Genomic DNA, 16092 nt, shown 5'->3' with positions numbered 1-16092 from the left:
CTTAAGAAGATGACTATAGATAATGATGATCTTATGAACAGCGTTATAGCATCCCTTGGGAGGATCGATGCGATTCCTTTGGAGGAGATGCCAAATATTGATCTGTATATGGATCAGCTCACCACCTTTATGTCTGAGCGCCTTAACCGCACCACAAGGCACCCTGACACCGACAAGGTGCTGACCAAGACCATGATCAATAACTATGCCAAAAATGACCTTCTTCCGCCACCTGTCAGGAAGAAGTACTCCAAGGATCATCTTATTCTTTTGATCTTCATTTATTACTATAAGAGCATCTTGTCCATCAATGACATTCAGACACTGATCACTCCGCTTAAGGAGAGATTTCATGTCAGCGACGACGAGCTTAACTTAAGTAAGATCTACAACACGGCCTATGATCTTCAGAACGAGGAGCTGGAGCCCCTCATTGAGGATCTTAAGAAAAAATACGACAGGTCACTTCACACCTTTGATGATATGGAGCTGTCAGAGGAGGAGAAAAAGAGAATGCAGATGTTTTCCTTTGTATCTCTTTTATCCTATGATGTCTATGTGAAAAAGCTTCTTATCGAGAAGATCCTTGACAATATCAACGAGAAGGATGCAGAGGAGAAAGCAAAGGCCAAGGAAGAATTGAAACAAAAGAAAAAGAACTGAGATTAATAAAGGAATTTTTTAATGGGAATAAACGATACACTTAATGCGCAGCAGAAACAGGCGGTTTTCCAGACCGACGGACCGGTGCTGATACTGGCGGGAGCAGGTTCCGGCAAAACAAGAGTCCTGACACATCGTGTTGCGTATCTTATTGATGATTGCGGCGTTAACCCCTGGAATATTATGGCAATCACCTTTACCAACAAGGCAGCGGGGGAGATGAGAGAGAGGGTAGATAAGATTGTAGGCTTTGGTGCTGAGAGCATCTGGGTCTCCACCTTCCACTCCAGCTGCGTAAGGATTCTTAGAAGGTATGCCGACAGACTGGGCTACGACAGCAATTTTACCATCTACGACACAGATGATTCCAAGACTCTTATGAGGGACATCTGTAAAAAGTATCAGCTTGAGACCTCTACGCTTAAGCTCAAGCAGATCATGAACAGCATTTCAAGGTGCAAGGACAATCTGGTTACTCCGGACGAGTATTTTTCCGTATCCGGGAACGATTTTATCAAAGCCAAGATTTCCAAGGCCTATACCGAGTATCAGCTTGCTCTTAAAAAGAACAACGCCATGGATTTCGATGATCTTATCATGAAGACGGTGGAGCTGTTCAAGAACAATCCGGACGTGCTTGATTCCTATCAGGAGAGATTCAGGTACATCATGGTGGATGAGTATCAGGACACAAACACCGCGCAGTTTGAGCTTATAAGGCTTCTGGCGGATAAGTACAGGAACCTGTGCGTTGTGGGCGACGATGATCAGAGCATCTACAGATTCAGAGGCGCCAACATCAGGAATATCCTTGATTTTGAGAAGGTATATCCTGAAGCTGTGGTGATCAAGCTGGAGCAGAATTACAGATCCACTCAGCAGATCCTGGATGCCGCAAATGCCGTTATAAGAAACAACTATGGCCGTAAGGACAAGGCTCTTTGGACCGATGAAAAGGACGGAGAGAAGGCCAGGCTGATGCAGTTTGACACCGGATACGACGAGGCAGAGTTTATTGCTTCGGATATAGGCAAGCTCAAGAGAAACGGCAAATTATCCTACAGCGATTGCGCTGTTTTGTACAGAACCAATGCACAGTCGAGACTTCTGGAGGAGCGCTTTGTTCACGAGGGTATCCCCTATGATATCGTGGGCGGCACCAACTTCTATTCAAGGCGTGAGATCAAGGACATTCTCGCATACCTCAAGGTAATTGACAGCGGCAGGGACGACGTTGCTGTAAAAAGAATAATTAATGTTCCCAAGAGAGGTATCGGCGGGACAACTATCGATTACGTTCAGAATTATGCTGACGAGAGGCAGATAACCTTTTTTGACGCCCTCTGCGAAGCAGATCAGATCGTGGCTGTATCAAGAAGTACAAGCAAGCTGACAGATTTCGTTACGATGATAAGGGCCTTCAGAACCAGACAGAAGATGATGTCTCTTGAAGAACTCATCAAGGATGTGATCGATACTATAGGATATATGGACTATCTGAAGACGCTGGATGATGACGATGACAGCGGCGATAACGACAGAGCCCAGAACGTGGACGAACTTATTTCCAAGGCAGCAGCCTATGAGGAGAACGAGGAGACAGAGCTTCCTTCCCTTACGGGATTTTTGGAGGAAGTTGCTCTGGTTGCCGACATCGACAGAATAGGCGAGGACAACGAGAAGGTTCTTCTTATGACCCTTCACAGCGCCAAGGGACTTGAGTTTGAACATGTTTATCTTGCGGGCATGGAAGAGGGCGTTTTCCCCAGCTACATGACTTTGCAGAACGAAGATGCAGATCCTGAGGCCATTGAGGAGGAGAGACGTCTTGCTTATGTGGGAATCACAAGAGCCAAGAGACACCTCACCCTTACCTATGCAAAGAGGAGAATGGTTAGAGGACAGACTCTTTTTAATGATGTCAGCAGATTTGTAAATGAGATTCCAAGGGACCTTATCGAGAAGACCTCCAGAGCTTCGTCGTTGCCCTCTTTTATGATGGATGATGACGATGACTCTATAGATGAGTACGACGGCGTTGAGTACACCTTCAAGGGAAGAGGGGCCTATGAGAGCGGCATGGAGGGCTATGGAGCAGGCAGCTCATCCGGCAGTGGTTCCGGCGGCAGATCCGGCATAAAGAGTACCTACAAGCCCGGCACAGGATACACCGGCGGCAGTTCACCGCTTGCCAATACCTACAAGATCAAGGCTAAACCGGCACCGGTGAAGCCAAGAGCTGTTCCTCAGGACAAGCCATACATCGCCTCAGCTGCCAAGACTTACACCAAAGGTTCATTGGCAGGCCTTTCCAAGGGAATGCCAACTACAACTTCTCAGCCGGATTACGGCGAGGGAGACAGAGTTTCCCATGTGAAGTATGGCGTGGGAACGGTTACTGCCCTTGAGAAAGGACCAAGAGATTATAAGGTTACGGTAATGTTCGATGACTGCGGGCAGAAGGTTATGTATGCTGCTTTTGCCAAGTTACAGAAACTGTAAGGGTCATTAATGTGGTATAATTATAATGATATTGACATATTAACAAATGGAGGGGCTACAAATGGAAGTAAAATCTAAGATTGATGACATTATTGAACTGACACGTATCAACGAACTTCTTGATAAGAGGGAAGCCGCTAACGCCAAGAAGCCTTCCAACGTGATCCTGTGGATCCTTGCTGTACTTGGATCGATTTCGGCTGTAGCAATCATTTCATACCTCGTATACCGCTACATGACACCGGCATTTGAAGATGATTATTATGATGACGACTTCGACGATTTCGATGATGATTTCGACGATGACGACTTCATGAAGGAAAGTTAAGAATTAAGAGTGAAGAAAAAAGATATAATCGAGGGAATTGTTAAACGCGTAGAATTCCCCAATAAAGGAATAATTGAAACAGAAGAAGGGAAGGTCGTTGTCAAGAACGTCCTTCCCGATCAAAAGGTATCGGTTCAGATACAGAAAGTTCGTAAGGATAAGGCAGAGGGGAGACTACTGGAAGTCCTGGAGGAGCCTTCGGATTCCCATGAGAGTCCCTGCATACATTTCGGTAAATGCGGCGGCTGCAGTTATCTGACGATGCCCTATGTTAAGGAGCTTGGTCTTAAGGAACAGCAGGTAAGGAAGCTCCTGCAGCCTGCTTTTGAGAGGCAGCAGGAGAGATGGACCTGGGAGGGAATCAAGACAAGTCCCATTAAGTATGCCTACAGAAACAAGATGGAGTTCACCTTTGGAGATGAAGTCATGGGTGGACCCCTTTCTTTGGGTATGCATAAGAGAGGTGGCTTCTACGATATTGTTACCGTAAGCGGCTGCAGAATTGTGGATGATGATTACAGAGCTATTCTATCTGCTACTGTGGATTACTTTTCTCCTATGTATGACAGGAAGGAGATCAGCTTCTATCACAGGATGAAGCAGGTAGGATACCTTAGACACCTTCTTGTGAGAAAGGCAGTAAAGACCGGAGATATTCTGGTAGACCTTATTACTACAACTCAGGAAGAGCATGATCTTACAGGATTCAAGGATGCCCTTTTATCATTGGAGCTCAGTGGTAGAATCGTGGGTATTCTTCATACCAGGAACGATGCCTTAGCTGATGCGGTTATTGATGAAGGAACCGAGATCCTCTATGGACAGGACTTCTTCTATGAGCAGCTCCTTGGTCTTAAGTTCAGGATCACACCTTTTTCCTTCTTCCAGACCAACAGCCTTAGCGCCGAGGTTCTGTACCAGACAGTAAGAGGCTACATTATATCTTTGTTTGATCAGAAGAAGATCAGGAAAGATGGCGTCATCTATGACCTCTATTCCGGAACCGGCACCATCGCCCAGCTTCTTGCACCTATAGCCGACAAGGTAATCGGCGTCGAAATCGTCGAAGAGGCCGTGGAGGCTGCCAAAGAGAATGCAAGGCTCAACAACCTTGATAACTGCGAATTTATTGCAGGCGACGTGCTCAAGGTCCTGGATGACATTGAGACCAAGCCGGATATGATAATCCTTGATCCGCCCCGTGACGGTATCAATCCCAAGGCTCTTAGCAAGATCATAGGCTACGGCGTTCCATATATGATCTATGTTTCCTGCAAACCTACGTCACTGGCCAGAGATCTGGAGATATTACAGGACAATGGGTATGCTATTTCCAGGGCAGTTGCGGTGGATCAGTTCCCGTGGACGAGTCATGTTGAAACCGTCGTCCTGTTAACGAAGACGAGCGGCAGCGAAGGCTGAGTGTTACAGGCGCGGTTGTTCTGGCGAGCCCCGTATTTTGGGGCGAGAGCAGAACTTCATTGTGAAATAGTGGTGGGACGCCACCACTTAACCATGCGGGTTTGAGGACTATTTAGAAGGAAACTGGTCGACTAAATCGAAGCAAAAATTATGTACTTTTAGCGGACAATGAACTTTTGGGGATAGGATTTCTTTTTCCTAAGGTGTATAGAGAAACGCTGGAAAGTATAGATAATGGTAAGTATGGTGAAGAAATGCAGAAGCTTTTCAGAGAAACACCTTATGCTGCAGTGGATGCAGAACGTGAACTGTTTATATGTGATAATTGTGGTAACTGGAAGGTGGATGCAAATCTATTATTGTACGCACCGAATGATATTGAGCTTTTAAAGAGGCGGTCGTATGGCGAAAAAACTGTTGAAGAACTTGGACACGAGCCTTGTGTAATGCGTTTTGATTTGGAAGAAAATTATCATTTGATAAGGGAATATAGTCATATTTGCAGTAAGTGTGGGAATGTTATGAAGAAAAATTCTGACATTATCCCAAGTATGCTACCGTGCCCTAAATGTGGCACAGAAAATGAAGTGGCGAACTTAATGCAGTGGGATTAATGCTTCTTGACTATTCCTTCCTTATAAGTGATGTATGGTATACCGCTTCGGCGGACAAATACTATATGTCCAAATAAGGAGGTATCGCAATGAATGCAGAAATGGCACGTCAGATTACGGAGCTGCGACATAAGGGACTTGGGTATAAGTCCATAGTTGTTGGAACTTCTCGTGAGAATGTCAGGTACTATTGTAAGACACATGGCCTTGATGGATATGCAGAGCAGGTAAAGATGCAATATAGGGAGCAACGCAATACTCCCGATGACTGCAAGTATTGTGGAAAGCATCTTGTAAGAAAGCCTCATTCCGGGAAAAAGCTCTTTTGCTCAGATGAATGCAGGAGAAGATGGTGGAAAGAGCATCCTGAGGCAGGTAATAAATCTGCTGACGCTTATTACAATCAAGTCTGCACCTATTGTGGTCGCTTCTTTTCATCATATGGGAAGAAGGGCCGGAAGTATTGCTGCCACGACTGCTATATCATGGATCGGTTCTGGTCGGATGGTGATAAGGATAGAGTAGTAGCCAAGAGTCCTGATAGGAAGACAATAAAGATTGCGCTTTAAACAATAAACTGCCTGTTAATAAGAATAGATTTATGGAGGGTGTCAATATTAAATTGACACTCTCTTTTTGAATGGCTATAATTGTGTCATAAAAATTTTGGCACAGGAGGTGAATATGATAACCACTTTGGAAAATGCTCTGAAAAGGATTAGTGAACTGGAAGTGGAAAATGCTAATCTGAAAGCTGAGCTTGAGGAATACAGAGGTCGTAAGTTTGCTGGCAGACAGAAACATGATACAGCTTGGACACAGTCATATAATGACTTTGCTGTCAAATTTGAAAGTGGCATGACGATCATGGAGATTGTAGCAGAAGGCAAGATAAGCAGGAGAACTGCATATCGTTACAAGGCTTATTATGATGCTTTACGTCAGACTGAAGCCACGTTGGAAATTAGCAACCTCAGACTTGGTGATTCAGGAAAAAAGGAGCTTGGAAGGATGCTCAATGGTGATGCGACTCGTGAGGAGTTTCAGAAAGAACTTAAGGAGAAGTATAAGAAATGAAAATTCTTGTAATACCTGATATCCATTTGAAAAGCTGGATTTTTGATAGAGCAGAAGAGATAATGCGCAGTGGAAAAGCTGATAGAGCAGTGTGCTTAATGGATGTCCCTGATGACTGGGATAAAGAGCTTGATATTGCACGCTATAGAGATACATTTGACCGGGCAATCAGATTTGCAAAAGAGTATCCTGATACTCTGTGGTGCTACGGCAATCATGACGTTAGCTATCCGTGGGGCAAGCTCGAAACAGGTTATTCTCCGTATTCGGAGCGAACAGTTATATCCAAACTGGAGGAGCTGACTAATGCGCTGCCAGATCCTTCACAGATAGCTATTATCCATAGGATTGATAATGTCCTTTTTTGCCATGGTGGGCTGACAGAAGACTTTGTGAGCTACTTGAATGAAGAACTAATTGATGCTGATATAGATGAGATTTTATCTGTTATAAATGAAGCCTCACCAAAATATCTTTGGAATGATCAATCTCCACTCTGGTTTAGGCCACAGCACAGAAATGTTGATGCTTTTAGAAAAGAGACATTTATGCAGGTTGTAGGGCATACTCCAGTTGATAAGATCTATGAGGAAAATGGATTTATCTCAACGGATGTATTTTCTACTTATCGAGACGGACGGCAAATCGGTGAATCTGCGATGGTAGTGATTGATTCGGTATCGAGGGAGTTTGAGAAGATAGAAGTGTAAAGGGGCGCGAATGATATATTTTACAAGTGATTTACATATGGGGCTTAAAGGCATCATAACTATGCAGAACAGGAACGAAGGTGTGCTCAGGTATGATGTTGGTGTGGATGCAAATAACTTTTATCCTGTGTCGGTGAAACAGATTATTGAGTTCTTTGGCAGTTGTTCGGAAATTCCGAATAACTGATTTGAAGTATGTTATGTTGTCACAATCTTTGCATAATAATTGTGACAGCTCGTCAGATAAGCTATACAATTTATCTGACGAAAATGGTGAGAAATCTTGCAAATTCGTCAGATAAACTATATAATTTATCTGACGAAAGGAATGTAAGATGAGAGAAAAATATCAGATTGAAATAGAAAAAAGAATAGAGAATTCCGGCTCTGGCTATGCTTTTTCGGCTATAGATTTTATTGATATTGCTGGAACAGATCCTACCAACAAGGCATTATCGAGGCTTGGTGAATCTGGAACAATCAGGCGGGTTATAAAGGGAATATATGACAAGCCGTCTTACAGTAAGTTATTAGGAGAGTATAGTGCTCCTAATATTGAGAAAGTAGCAGAAGCTATTGCCAGAAAACATAACTGGACTATTGCTCCTTCAGGAGAGACGGCTTTAAATTATCTGCATTTATCTACACAGGTACCTAATACCTGGAGTTATATAAGTGATGGCCCATATCGTAAATATGAAATCGGTTCGTATCAGGTTGAGTTTAAGCATTGTGCCAATAAGGAAATATCTGGTAAAAGTTTCATTACGATAGCTGTCATTCAGGCAATTAAGTATATAGGTAAAGATAAAATACAGCAGGAAGATATAGAAAGATTATCAAATGTGCTGTCGAAGGCGGATAAGGAAATTATACTTTGTGAGGCAATAACTACGACAGCGTGGATATATAAAGTAATAAAGGAGATATGTATTAGGTGAGAGAACCTTCTGGGAGAAACTTACAATACTTCATAAGATGGCTAATTTTCCGCAAGGAAAGGTTCTGCCTAGAAGATATGCAAGGCACTTATATGATGTTTATAGTATGGCAAATAGCTGGGTGAAAGAATCTGCCTTTGCTCGTAAGGAATTGCTGCAGAAAGACGTTGTATTCAAGCAGAACCGGGAATTACACCAGAGAAAGAGAAGGCTATCACAGAAGCGCTTAAGCATTTTAAGATGATTTGACGAAAGAGAGGCATTCTTTTATAGAGTGCCTCTTAAATTTTGCTCGGGAGTACTTGGTTGTAGCTATTGTATATGTTGGAAAGCCCTGCTATTCTATGATTATTTAGTGCGCAATTTATAATGGTGAAAGGTGAGTAGTATGGAACTTCGAAAGATTAACTTACAAGATGTAGAAGCACAGTGGGAGTATACAACGAATTTACCGGAAGACGAGAATGGTTTAACCAATTCTTATCGTGGAGTTTCTTTTGATGAGTATAAAGAAAAAGTTCTTCCTAAGCAGATTTCTCATGAAAACCCGGTCGATATGCCTGACTGGTTTGTACCTGAAACCTATTACTACTTATGGGATGAAGATAAACTAATTGGTGAGTTTAGGATAAGACATCACCTTACCGACGCTCTTCGTGAAGGCGCGGGTCACATAGGATATAGCATTTCAAAGGAGTATCGTGGCAAGGGATATGGAACGGAAGGGCTTAGATTAACTCTTTTAAAGGCAAAAGAGATCGTGCCTGAAGATGAAATCTACCTGCGCGTCAACAAGGATAATATCGCATCCCAAAAGGTAATGCTAAATAACGGAGCCTATAAGGTTGGCGAAGATGATGAGCATTTATTTATGAGGATTTTGAAAAGATAAGATTTGAAATATTGGAATATTCTAGAGAAGTTTAATGGAAGAGCTGTTTTTATACATGTACCAACGATAAAGCATGTTGATGAGAGCTTTGCTCAGACCATGAAGAAGGCAAAATTAACGGAGATTTGAATAAATGAAATACAGGGAAATGACGGTAGATGACCTTCAGTATGTAGTTGAGAAAAACATTGAATACTACAATACTGTTGAAGAGTGCTGTTGGACATATGAAAAAGCATATAAGAGAATTCATCAGGTCTTAACGATGGAAGACTCTATGTGCATGATCCAAACAGATCAGGATGATAATATAACCGGATATCTTATGGGATATTTTAAGGAATATGATGATATACGAGGCTATTTTCTCGAGGAAATAGTGATATTTGTGGGGCATCAGGGAAAGGGCTATGGAACAGATTTTCTAAAGCATTTAGAAAAAGTAGTTAATGAGAATGATGCCTCAATAATAGAACTGAACAGCGTAAACGATGATAGACACATAAATTTTTATAGTAATTTAGGTTTCTACCCTGTAAGTAATTTTGTGATGATGGGGAAGTTTATGGAATGAAGGAAATTATAAAGGAATATGACAAAAATGATAGCGTTTGAGATAATGCTTGATCAATAAATCCAGTTTATGAAGGAGACAGAAAATGGAAGACTGCATTTTTTGTAAGATAGCTTCTGGTGAAATACAGGGGCTAAGAATATATGAGAACGATGAAACGCTAGCATTTATGGATATAGCAAAGGATGTCGATGGTCATATCCTGGTTATTCCTAAGAAACACTGTAAGAACATTTTGGATTGTGATGCAGATACGCTTTCTGCCGTTGCGAAGACCGTAAAAACGGTTTCCAATCATCTGGCAGATCATTGTGGATATGACGGTATTAACCTGCTTAATGCCAGTGACGAAAGTGCCGGACAGTCTGTACCTCATTTCCATATTCACATAATCCCCAGAAAAAGAGATGATGGAATAGATGCGTGGCCAAAATTTGAAGGGGCGAAGGAAGATATTCAAGCTGTATTCGACAAGGTAAGGGTTAACACAGTTACTATAGATGGTGATGATGCTACTTGGAATCGTAACATAGAAGAGCGTAATAAAAGAATCGAAGAAGGAAATGGTGGATCAGACTTTTATGTGGATGAAGGCTTGCTAAATAAGTTACTATCTATGTTTGAAATACCTGAAAAAGCTGAGATGGATGTTTGGTATGAATTGAATCGTTAAAAAACTGGAAAAGTGGAGAATGATAATGAAGCACAAGAGACTTAATAGAGATGGTTGGGGATTCCAGTATTATCCATATTATCAGATGAGAATTGACTGCGAGAGCTTTCATGGATTGGTTTGTCTCATCAGATTTACTGATGGAGAAGCAAATTATTGGGAAACTCCTAAGGCAGGTAGAATACAGGTTACTGGAGAGGACATGACCTGGCTGGAACTGATTCCAGACAATACCAGCAGAGTTATAACTGTAAAGTATTTTCCGGATGATACTCACGACGTGGAAAGAGCAAACTATCCCGAGAGTTTTTACGCTAAGTATCGTCCATCAATCTGGTACGTAGATATCATTGAAGGTCTTGAATATGATGAAGATGGTATAGCCGTTTTCATAGACAAATATCTGGATGTTATCTTTACTCCTGAAGGTGATGTGAAAATCGATGATCGCGATGAACTGGATCAGGCGCATGACACAGGAGAATTGTCAGATGAACAATATGAGGATGCGCTTAAGGAATGTGACCTGATATTAAATGAACTTTGCTCTGATATAGCAAAAACCAACGCATGGTGCGCAGAAGTAAGAGAAATTGTAGAAAAAAGATTAGCCGCGGGTGAAGCTATAACAAAATGCCGTGAGGTTTTGCAATTAGAAAAGCAGGGAGAGAGTGCATAAAAATATTAGTTGTTTCGTTGAAATCCGCAAGGAAGGACGCGCAGTATTGGGAGAATAGCAAGGATAGACAGATAATAGATTAAGCCGGACAAAACGGAGCATAAACAGACAGGATTTCTTTTGTAGTTCCGTGTAGTATTAGTTATATTGTTGCCGGTATTTACAAGGGCGGCGATGTGCCGGAAGGCATGACCGTTTATGAACTTCCGGATTTTGACTGGGCGATTTTCGATTGTTCCGGACCTTGTCCTAAAGCGCTTCAGGATGTAAACACAAAAATCTGGAAAGAGTGGCTGCCGGGTAACCCTGACTTTGAGTTCCCGGGTCGTGTTAACATTGAGTGGTATGGCGACGGAGACCCGAGTGCTTCGGATTATCACGCTGCAATCTGGATTCCTGTAAAGAAGAAATAAGCAGGAGGGCGGGAAGAATGGATCAAACCGTTATTGCTGAGGAATCTGGTCAAATTGGGATACGGTCAGGAAGAAGTCGTAAAAAGGGAGATAGACAGTGTTCTTAAGCTCATCAAAGAGGATGGCGGATTTGGGTGCATTAGCACCAACAAAAAGATTAATGATCCCAGGAAACCGCATAAGAGTTGCGCTCGACTGACGGTTGAATACCTTTTGCTGGTTGCGGAACTATCGCTTAAAAGTTACAGGCCGGAATGCGCTGATGCCTTGGTACATTATTTTGCCAAAAGAAACATTTTCTACCGGACAGACGATATGCAGACGCCCATGGTAGATGTGATGTTAGGGACCTTCTTTCCGCCCGATCCCATAAAAATCGGAGCACATCAGATTGTATATGCTCTGCGTGTACTGGGATGCGAGCCGGATTCGGAAGCCATGCAGGCCGGATATAAAGTGTTGAATCAGCATAGGCAGCAAAATGGAAGATATATGCTGACAGCATCAAAAAGCGTACCTGCATTCAAGGTCGGAAACGTCGGAGAAGAGAATAAGTGGGTAACACTATATGCCTATATGGCGCAGGAATGAGAAAATGGCGGGAGTATGCTGAAAATGAATTTCGTGACAGGGGAGATTTCTTTTACGATAATCCAGAGATTGCGGAAAAATACGGACTGGTCACCTGTATGGACAGAGAACCCATAGGATTTGTTACCTGGGATCCGCGTAATCGACTTGAGTATGTCGAAATCGGGCAGAATGGAATCAGGGAAAAGTATAAGAGACAGGGATACGGACACAGGCAGCTGGAAGAAGCAGTTCGCAGGATTAAAGAGTATGAAGGTTTGAAAAGGATTATAGTGTGTAGGAGAAACAGGAGGTATCTGATTGCATCAAATAATACTTCGAATTTGATAAACTGCCTGCGAAATGTGCAAACAGCTACATTTATTGTCCCGAAAAGGAAGATTATCGCACGAATATTTATTCCGTCGGAGCAAAGGGAACCGGTGACGGAGGAGCATTCGTAACCATAGAGGATATCGTGAAGTTCTGGAACGGTCTGATCCGACATGAACTGCTCTCAGAGGAAATGGTAACGGAGATGTTTTCCAAGCAGAGCGGAGACGGGAAGGATCCGGAAGAGGGATACTATGGCTACGGAGTATGGATCATCGATAATCCCGAAGGACAGGATTATGTATATATGCAGGGAGTCGATGACGGAGTGAGTGCAATTTCCGAATACAATCCAAATAACGGGATGATCACAGTCATGCTCAGTAATTATGGTGATAATGTGTGGTCGAGAATGAGGAAGATCCGAGAGGAAGCGTATGTCTAGGCGGAAAGCGGAGAAGGCTATGAAGACGGTAGATATTCTGGGAGCGAACCGGTTTGATAATTATACAAAGACACGCGACGGCAGCAGAGCAATCATCATACATGACGGAAAGATTCTTCTTACGCATGAATCAAACTCCGGTTGGTGGCTGCTTCCGGGTGGAGGAATTGAACAAGGAGAAAGTCCTGCGGACTGCGTGATTCGCGAGGTCGAAGAAGAAACGGGCCTTATCGTCCGCTTGACAGAGCAGTTTTTGACGATGCACGAATATTACGAAGAATACCGTTATACGGGGTATTTCTTTGTCTGCGAAGTAACCGGAAAAGGGCAGATGAGACTTACCGATGTTGAAAAGCAGCGCGGAGTACAGCCGGAATGGATTCCGTTGCAGGATGCAATCGAACTGTTCTCAAAACATGAATCATACGCGGACATAAGCGAGGAAAAAAGAGGCTCATATCAGCAGGAATATATAGCGCTTAAAGACTATATGAATCATGAGTCCGAAAACTCTGAGAGACAAATATTTGAACGCTTCCCGGGGGTGAGCTGTGCTTACAGGGATGCAGCGGGAAGAGAAACTTTAAAATATGACGGGGTTGCCGACAAAGAAAGCGGTATTCCGGTGGATGGCGACACCGCTTTTCCGGCCTGTTCGATATCAAAGTTTGTTACTGCCATAACCGTGATGAAGCTTCAGGAACAGGAGCTTTGCAATATCGACGAACCTGTCAACCGCTATCTTCATCAGTGGAAGCTGCTTGCTTCTGACGGAAAAGAAAGCAATGCAACCATAAGATCGATTCTTAATCATACCTCCGGGATAGTTGATGGGGAAGATTCTTTTTACGGGCTTCGCCGTAACGACCCTCAGGTCAGTGTATTGGATGTTTTGGAGGGCAGAACTCCATATAATAAGCGACGCACCGCATCGGAAAAACAGCCCGGAACAGAATTTGAATACAGCGATGCGGGCTATTGTGTGCTGCAATTGATGATTCAGGAGGTTATGCAAGCCGACTTTGAAGAAGTCGTTACCAAATATGTTTTTTCGCAGTTAGGACTTAAGAAGACGTTCTTTGCTTCACTTAAGACTATAGAACTTCGGGAAAAAGAACGGAATTTGGCTGCAGGATATGACGGTGAAGGTGTATTAATCCCCGGTAAATACCCGCAGATTCCGGACCTTGCCGCTTCAGGCTTATGGAGTACGCCTTATGAACTGATGATGATTGCAAAAGAATTTAATGAGGCGGTAAATGGCAGGAACTCGTTTTTGAGCAGGGAATCTGCCCGGGAGATGATTAAGCCGACAGAAGATTTTTCGTGGATTGGCCTTGGTCTGTTCCTGCGAGGCAATGACACGATGGTGTCGCAGGGCTGGGGAGAAAACGGACAGAGCATGCTGAAAATGAATTTCGTGACAGGAGAGATTTCTGTTGTTATGACAAACCGAAATCCCGAGGTAGATCAGTCTGAGTCCGGAGTAGAGCAGCTTACGGCATTGTGAGTTTTTGCCCACTGTAAACGACGTCGAAGTCTGCTGTTTACTTGAACAATTAAAATCTGCAAAGGAGCATATCGAGATTACAGATAGAGATCATAAGTTGAGGGGTTAATTATGGAGCACGACTGCATGCAAGAGGCGTTAGCCAATTACAATATCAATGCGTTGGAAATAGAATTGCTGAGACACAATGAGAATCTGACCTATCGTGTAGGAAAGGACTATTTGTTGCAGATTCATGAGCCGGCAGAGGGGTTTACGGCAGATTTTTTTATGACGGTTTTGATCGTATCGAGATTTTGCCCAGAATGGTACGGTGGCATAAGGAAAACCTGGAACCGTATGTGCAGGGAGAGTGCATATATGCTGATGATTTTTATCTGTTGCACGTGCAGAGCACAGGTTAAGAAGCGTTATCATACAACTTAGAAACTTAGAAATTTTTGAAAAAACAAAAAGCCTGTTGACTCTTCCCTTAGGGAATCCCTTAAGGTGGTTTTATAAACAAATAAGGAGGTTCCCAAAATGGAAAAGAAAATGACATCAGGAGAAATGGCAAAGAAAGCGGGAGTATCACAGAAGGCAATACGTCTTTATGATGAAAAAGGGCTACTTAAACCCACCGAATACTCTGAAGGTAACTATCGTCTTTACGATGACGCAGCACTGCAGATTTTGGAAAAGATTGTGGCACTTAAGCAGATAGGGTTTTCCCTCGAAGAAATCAGAGATAATCTAAAGAGCGGTGAAGCCAGTGACATTAAGGGTGCGCTGGAAATTCAGCTTCAGAAGATGGAGGAAAAGAAATATCAACTGGAGAAGATCACTGACGCAATTAAAAGAACTTTGGCACGAAAGGAAGAACTTGACTGGGATGACGTTGCAGAAATCGTACAGTATGTAAGTGCTGACCAGTCTGCTGATGAGCGCCACTGGGATGCACTGAAGCATACAAGCGGAGAACTTGACTGGTATGTGAGAATCTTCAATTCTCTTGATCTTAAAGACGGAAAAAGAGTTCTTGATCTGGGATGCGGATACGCTAAGCTCTGGAGAAACAATTGGACTGACATTCCCAAGGGAACAAAGATTACAGGGTATGACATTCACGGCAGCTGGGCAGATGATTTTGCAAGGTTCATTCCTGAGAACAAAGATAAACTGCCTGAAGGCGCAGACATTAAGCTTGAATTTGCAGATCTTGAGGATGAGAAGACCTGGGATAAGATTGATGAAAATGGCGAATATGACGTAGTTATAGCTCATTACCTTGATTCTGAGATAAAAGATATCGAAGCTATCGTGGCACATGCCAGCAAGGTAGTCGCAGAGGATGGTCTGTTTTCTTTCAACGGTGCTAACGTGGCAAACTGGAACAATCTCTTTAAAGAAGCTATTGAAGCTATAGGAGAAGACTCATCATTCATAGATGAAACAATAGCAGGTCAGACAGAGAAGAGAAATCAGTATATATCCATGATGGAGAAATGTTTTGCAAGGGTGGAGTCAGTTCTTTTGCCTAATTTTTGGCATTACACTGAGGCAAAAGAAATCGTGGAGAAGATGAAGGATTACTACAGGGCTCATGAGAAAGCTATTGCCGGATATGAGAACAAGCTCCTTGCATATTTTGAAGATAAAATTGAAAAAGACGGTGAGTTTGTGCTTGAGGCAAGAAGTCAGTTCTGGCATTGCTACAAAAAGTGACCGGATTCAAGAAGAGTACAGAGAAGTTGAAAACCTTGTAAG

At 42.9% G+C, this 16092-nt stretch carries 19 protein-coding genes and 1 pseudogene; all 20 read left to right on the top strand.

The genetic code is table 11. The features are described 5' to 3' along the window. Nucleotides 1-9 precede the first annotated feature (9 nt). The 20 genes and pseudogenes from G588_RS0101070 to G588_RS0100965 all read left to right on the top strand — a co-directional run bounded on the left by G588_RS0101070 (nucleotide 10) and on the right by G588_RS0100965 (nucleotide 16050). Nucleotides 10-663, top strand: a complete 654-nt coding sequence (locus G588_RS0101070) for a DUF1836 domain-containing protein (RefSeq protein ID WP_022776904.1) — start codon at nucleotides 10-12, stop codon at nucleotides 661-663. A gap of 21 nt (nucleotides 664-684) precedes the next feature. Beyond that, nucleotides 685-3165, top strand: a complete 2481-nt coding sequence (locus tag G588_RS0101065; protein ID WP_022776903.1) for an ATP-dependent helicase — start codon at nucleotides 685-687, stop codon at nucleotides 3163-3165. Nucleotides 3166-3226: 61 nt separating this feature from the next. Continuing rightward, the gene (locus G588_RS0101060; RefSeq protein ID WP_022776902.1) at nucleotides 3227-3493 is read left to right on the top strand and encodes a hypothetical protein; all 267 of its coding nucleotides are present in this window, start codon (nucleotides 3227-3229) and stop codon (nucleotides 3491-3493) included. A 9-nt stretch (nucleotides 3494-3502) separates the two neighbouring features. Next, on the top strand, nucleotides 3503-4915 hold the full coding sequence (gene rlmD / locus G588_RS0101055) for a 23S rRNA (uracil(1939)-C(5))-methyltransferase RlmD (protein ID WP_022776901.1): 1413 nt from the start codon (nucleotides 3503-3505) through the stop codon (nucleotides 4913-4915). Nucleotides 4916-5091: 176 nt separating this feature from the next. Then, nucleotides 5092-5529 (top strand): hypothetical protein, encoded by a 438-nt coding sequence (locus G588_RS0101050; RefSeq protein WP_022776900.1) that lies wholly within the window; start codon nucleotides 5092-5094, stop codon nucleotides 5527-5529. 89 nt (nucleotides 5530-5618) lie between these two features. Further along, entirely contained in the window at nucleotides 5619-6098 is a 480-nt protein-coding gene (locus G588_RS0101045) for a hypothetical protein (RefSeq protein ID WP_022776899.1), read from the top strand. A 115-nt stretch (nucleotides 6099-6213) separates the two neighbouring features. Beyond that, nucleotides 6214-6606 carry a hypothetical protein gene (locus G588_RS18695; RefSeq protein WP_022776898.1) on the top strand — a complete coding sequence of 131 codons (393 nt, stop codon included), beginning with the start codon at nucleotides 6214-6216 and terminating at the stop codon, nucleotides 6604-6606. Then, nucleotides 6603-7316, top strand: a complete 714-nt coding sequence (locus G588_RS0101035) for a metallophosphoesterase (RefSeq protein WP_022776897.1) — start codon at nucleotides 6603-6605, stop codon at nucleotides 7314-7316. The genes G588_RS18695 and G588_RS0101035 overlap by 4 nt, the downstream gene beginning before the upstream one ends. Before the next feature lie 335 nt (nucleotides 7317-7651). After that, complete coding sequence (locus G588_RS0101025) at nucleotides 7652-8257, top strand: DUF6088 family protein (protein ID WP_022776895.1); 606 nt, start codon at nucleotides 7652-7654, stop codon at nucleotides 8255-8257. Between the two features lie 10 nt (nucleotides 8258-8267). Continuing rightward, nucleotides 8268-8501: pseudogene (locus G588_RS0101020) on the top strand (nucleotidyl transferase AbiEii/AbiGii toxin family protein); the annotation flags it as partial. 144 nt (nucleotides 8502-8645) lie between these two features. Further along, a complete protein-coding gene (locus G588_RS0101015) occupies nucleotides 8646-9149 on the top strand; it encodes a GNAT family N-acetyltransferase (RefSeq protein WP_022761850.1) in 504 nt (167 codons plus the stop codon). Between the two features lie 133 nt (nucleotides 9150-9282). Continuing rightward, on the top strand, nucleotides 9283-9723 hold the full coding sequence (locus G588_RS0101010) for a GNAT family N-acetyltransferase (RefSeq protein WP_022776893.1): 441 nt from the start codon (nucleotides 9283-9285) through the stop codon (nucleotides 9721-9723). Between the two features lie 85 nt (nucleotides 9724-9808). Next, a complete protein-coding gene (locus G588_RS18690) occupies nucleotides 9809-10396 on the top strand; it encodes an HIT family protein (RefSeq protein WP_022776892.1) in 588 nt (195 codons plus the stop codon). 25 nt (nucleotides 10397-10421) lie between these two features. Next, nucleotides 10422-11075, top strand: coding sequence for a DUF402 domain-containing protein (locus G588_RS21145; protein ID WP_022776891.1), 654 nt, complete (start codon nucleotides 10422-10424; stop codon nucleotides 11073-11075). A gap of 113 nt (nucleotides 11076-11188) precedes the next feature. Beyond that, a complete protein-coding gene (locus G588_RS0100995; protein ID WP_330361392.1) occupies nucleotides 11189-11488 on the top strand; it encodes a GyrI-like domain-containing protein in 300 nt (99 codons plus the stop codon). A 33-nt stretch (nucleotides 11489-11521) separates the two neighbouring features. Continuing rightward, nucleotides 11522-12079, top strand: a complete 558-nt coding sequence (locus tag G588_RS0100990; RefSeq protein WP_022776889.1) for a hypothetical protein — start codon at nucleotides 11522-11524, stop codon at nucleotides 12077-12079. Then, nucleotides 12043-12522: a GNAT family N-acetyltransferase gene (locus G588_RS22935; protein ID WP_242830323.1), complete on the top strand. Its 480-nt coding sequence runs from the start codon at nucleotides 12043-12045 to the stop codon at nucleotides 12520-12522. The genes G588_RS0100990 and G588_RS22935 overlap by 37 nt, the downstream gene beginning before the upstream one ends. Beyond that, nucleotides 12411-12836 carry a serine hydrolase gene (locus G588_RS18675; RefSeq protein WP_155830718.1) on the top strand — a complete coding sequence of 142 codons (426 nt, stop codon included), beginning with the start codon at nucleotides 12411-12413 and terminating at the stop codon, nucleotides 12834-12836. The genes G588_RS22935 and G588_RS18675 overlap by 112 nt, the downstream gene beginning before the upstream one ends. A 19-nt stretch (nucleotides 12837-12855) precedes the next feature. Then, nucleotides 12856-14346 (top strand): serine hydrolase, encoded by a 1491-nt coding sequence (locus G588_RS21135; RefSeq protein ID WP_022776886.1) that lies wholly within the window; start codon nucleotides 12856-12858, stop codon nucleotides 14344-14346. A gap of 522 nt (nucleotides 14347-14868) precedes the next feature. Further along, nucleotides 14869-16050 (top strand): MerR family transcriptional regulator, encoded by a 1182-nt coding sequence (locus G588_RS0100965; RefSeq protein WP_022776884.1) that lies wholly within the window; start codon nucleotides 14869-14871, stop codon nucleotides 16048-16050. Nucleotides 16051-16092 lie beyond the last annotated feature (42 nt).

The sequence above is a fragment of the Butyrivibrio sp. AE3009 genome, assembly GCF_000420845.1.
GTDB lineage: Bacteria > Bacillota > Clostridia > Lachnospirales > Lachnospiraceae > Butyrivibrio.
This window is presented reverse-complemented; position numbering and strand designations above follow the sequence as displayed.

Coding starts and splice junctions, on each gene's coding strand:
- G588_RS0101070 (WP_022776904.1), top strand. CDS start 10: ATGACTATAGATAATGATGATCTTATGAACAGCGTTATAGCATCCCTT.
- G588_RS0101035 (WP_022776897.1), top strand. CDS start 6,603: ATGAAAATTCTTGTAATACCTGATATCCATTTGAAAAGCTGGATTTTT.
- G588_RS0101025 (WP_022776895.1), top strand. CDS start 7,652: ATGAGAGAAAAATATCAGATTGAAATAGAAAAAAGAATAGAGAATTCC.
- G588_RS0101060 (WP_022776902.1), top strand. CDS start 3,227: ATGGAAGTAAAATCTAAGATTGATGACATTATTGAACTGACACGTATC.
- G588_RS18695 (WP_022776898.1), top strand. CDS start 6,214: ATGATAACCACTTTGGAAAATGCTCTGAAAAGGATTAGTGAACTGGAA.
- G588_RS0101045 (WP_022776899.1), top strand. CDS start 5,619: ATGAATGCAGAAATGGCACGTCAGATTACGGAGCTGCGACATAAGGGA.
- G588_RS21135 (WP_022776886.1), top strand. CDS start 12,856: ATGAAGACGGTAGATATTCTGGGAGCGAACCGGTTTGATAATTATACA.
- G588_RS21145 (WP_022776891.1), top strand. CDS start 10,422: ATGAAGCACAAGAGACTTAATAGAGATGGTTGGGGATTCCAGTATTAT.
- G588_RS0101010 (WP_022776893.1), top strand. CDS start 9,283: ATGAAATACAGGGAAATGACGGTAGATGACCTTCAGTATGTAGTTGAG.
- G588_RS0101065 (WP_022776903.1), top strand. CDS start 685: ATGGGAATAAACGATACACTTAATGCGCAGCAGAAACAGGCGGTTTTC.
- G588_RS18690 (WP_022776892.1), top strand. CDS start 9,809: ATGGAAGACTGCATTTTTTGTAAGATAGCTTCTGGTGAAATACAGGGG.
- G588_RS0101015 (WP_022761850.1), top strand. CDS start 8,646: ATGGAACTTCGAAAGATTAACTTACAAGATGTAGAAGCACAGTGGGAG.
- G588_RS0100965 (WP_022776884.1), top strand. CDS start 14,869: ATGGAAAAGAAAATGACATCAGGAGAAATGGCAAAGAAAGCGGGAGTA.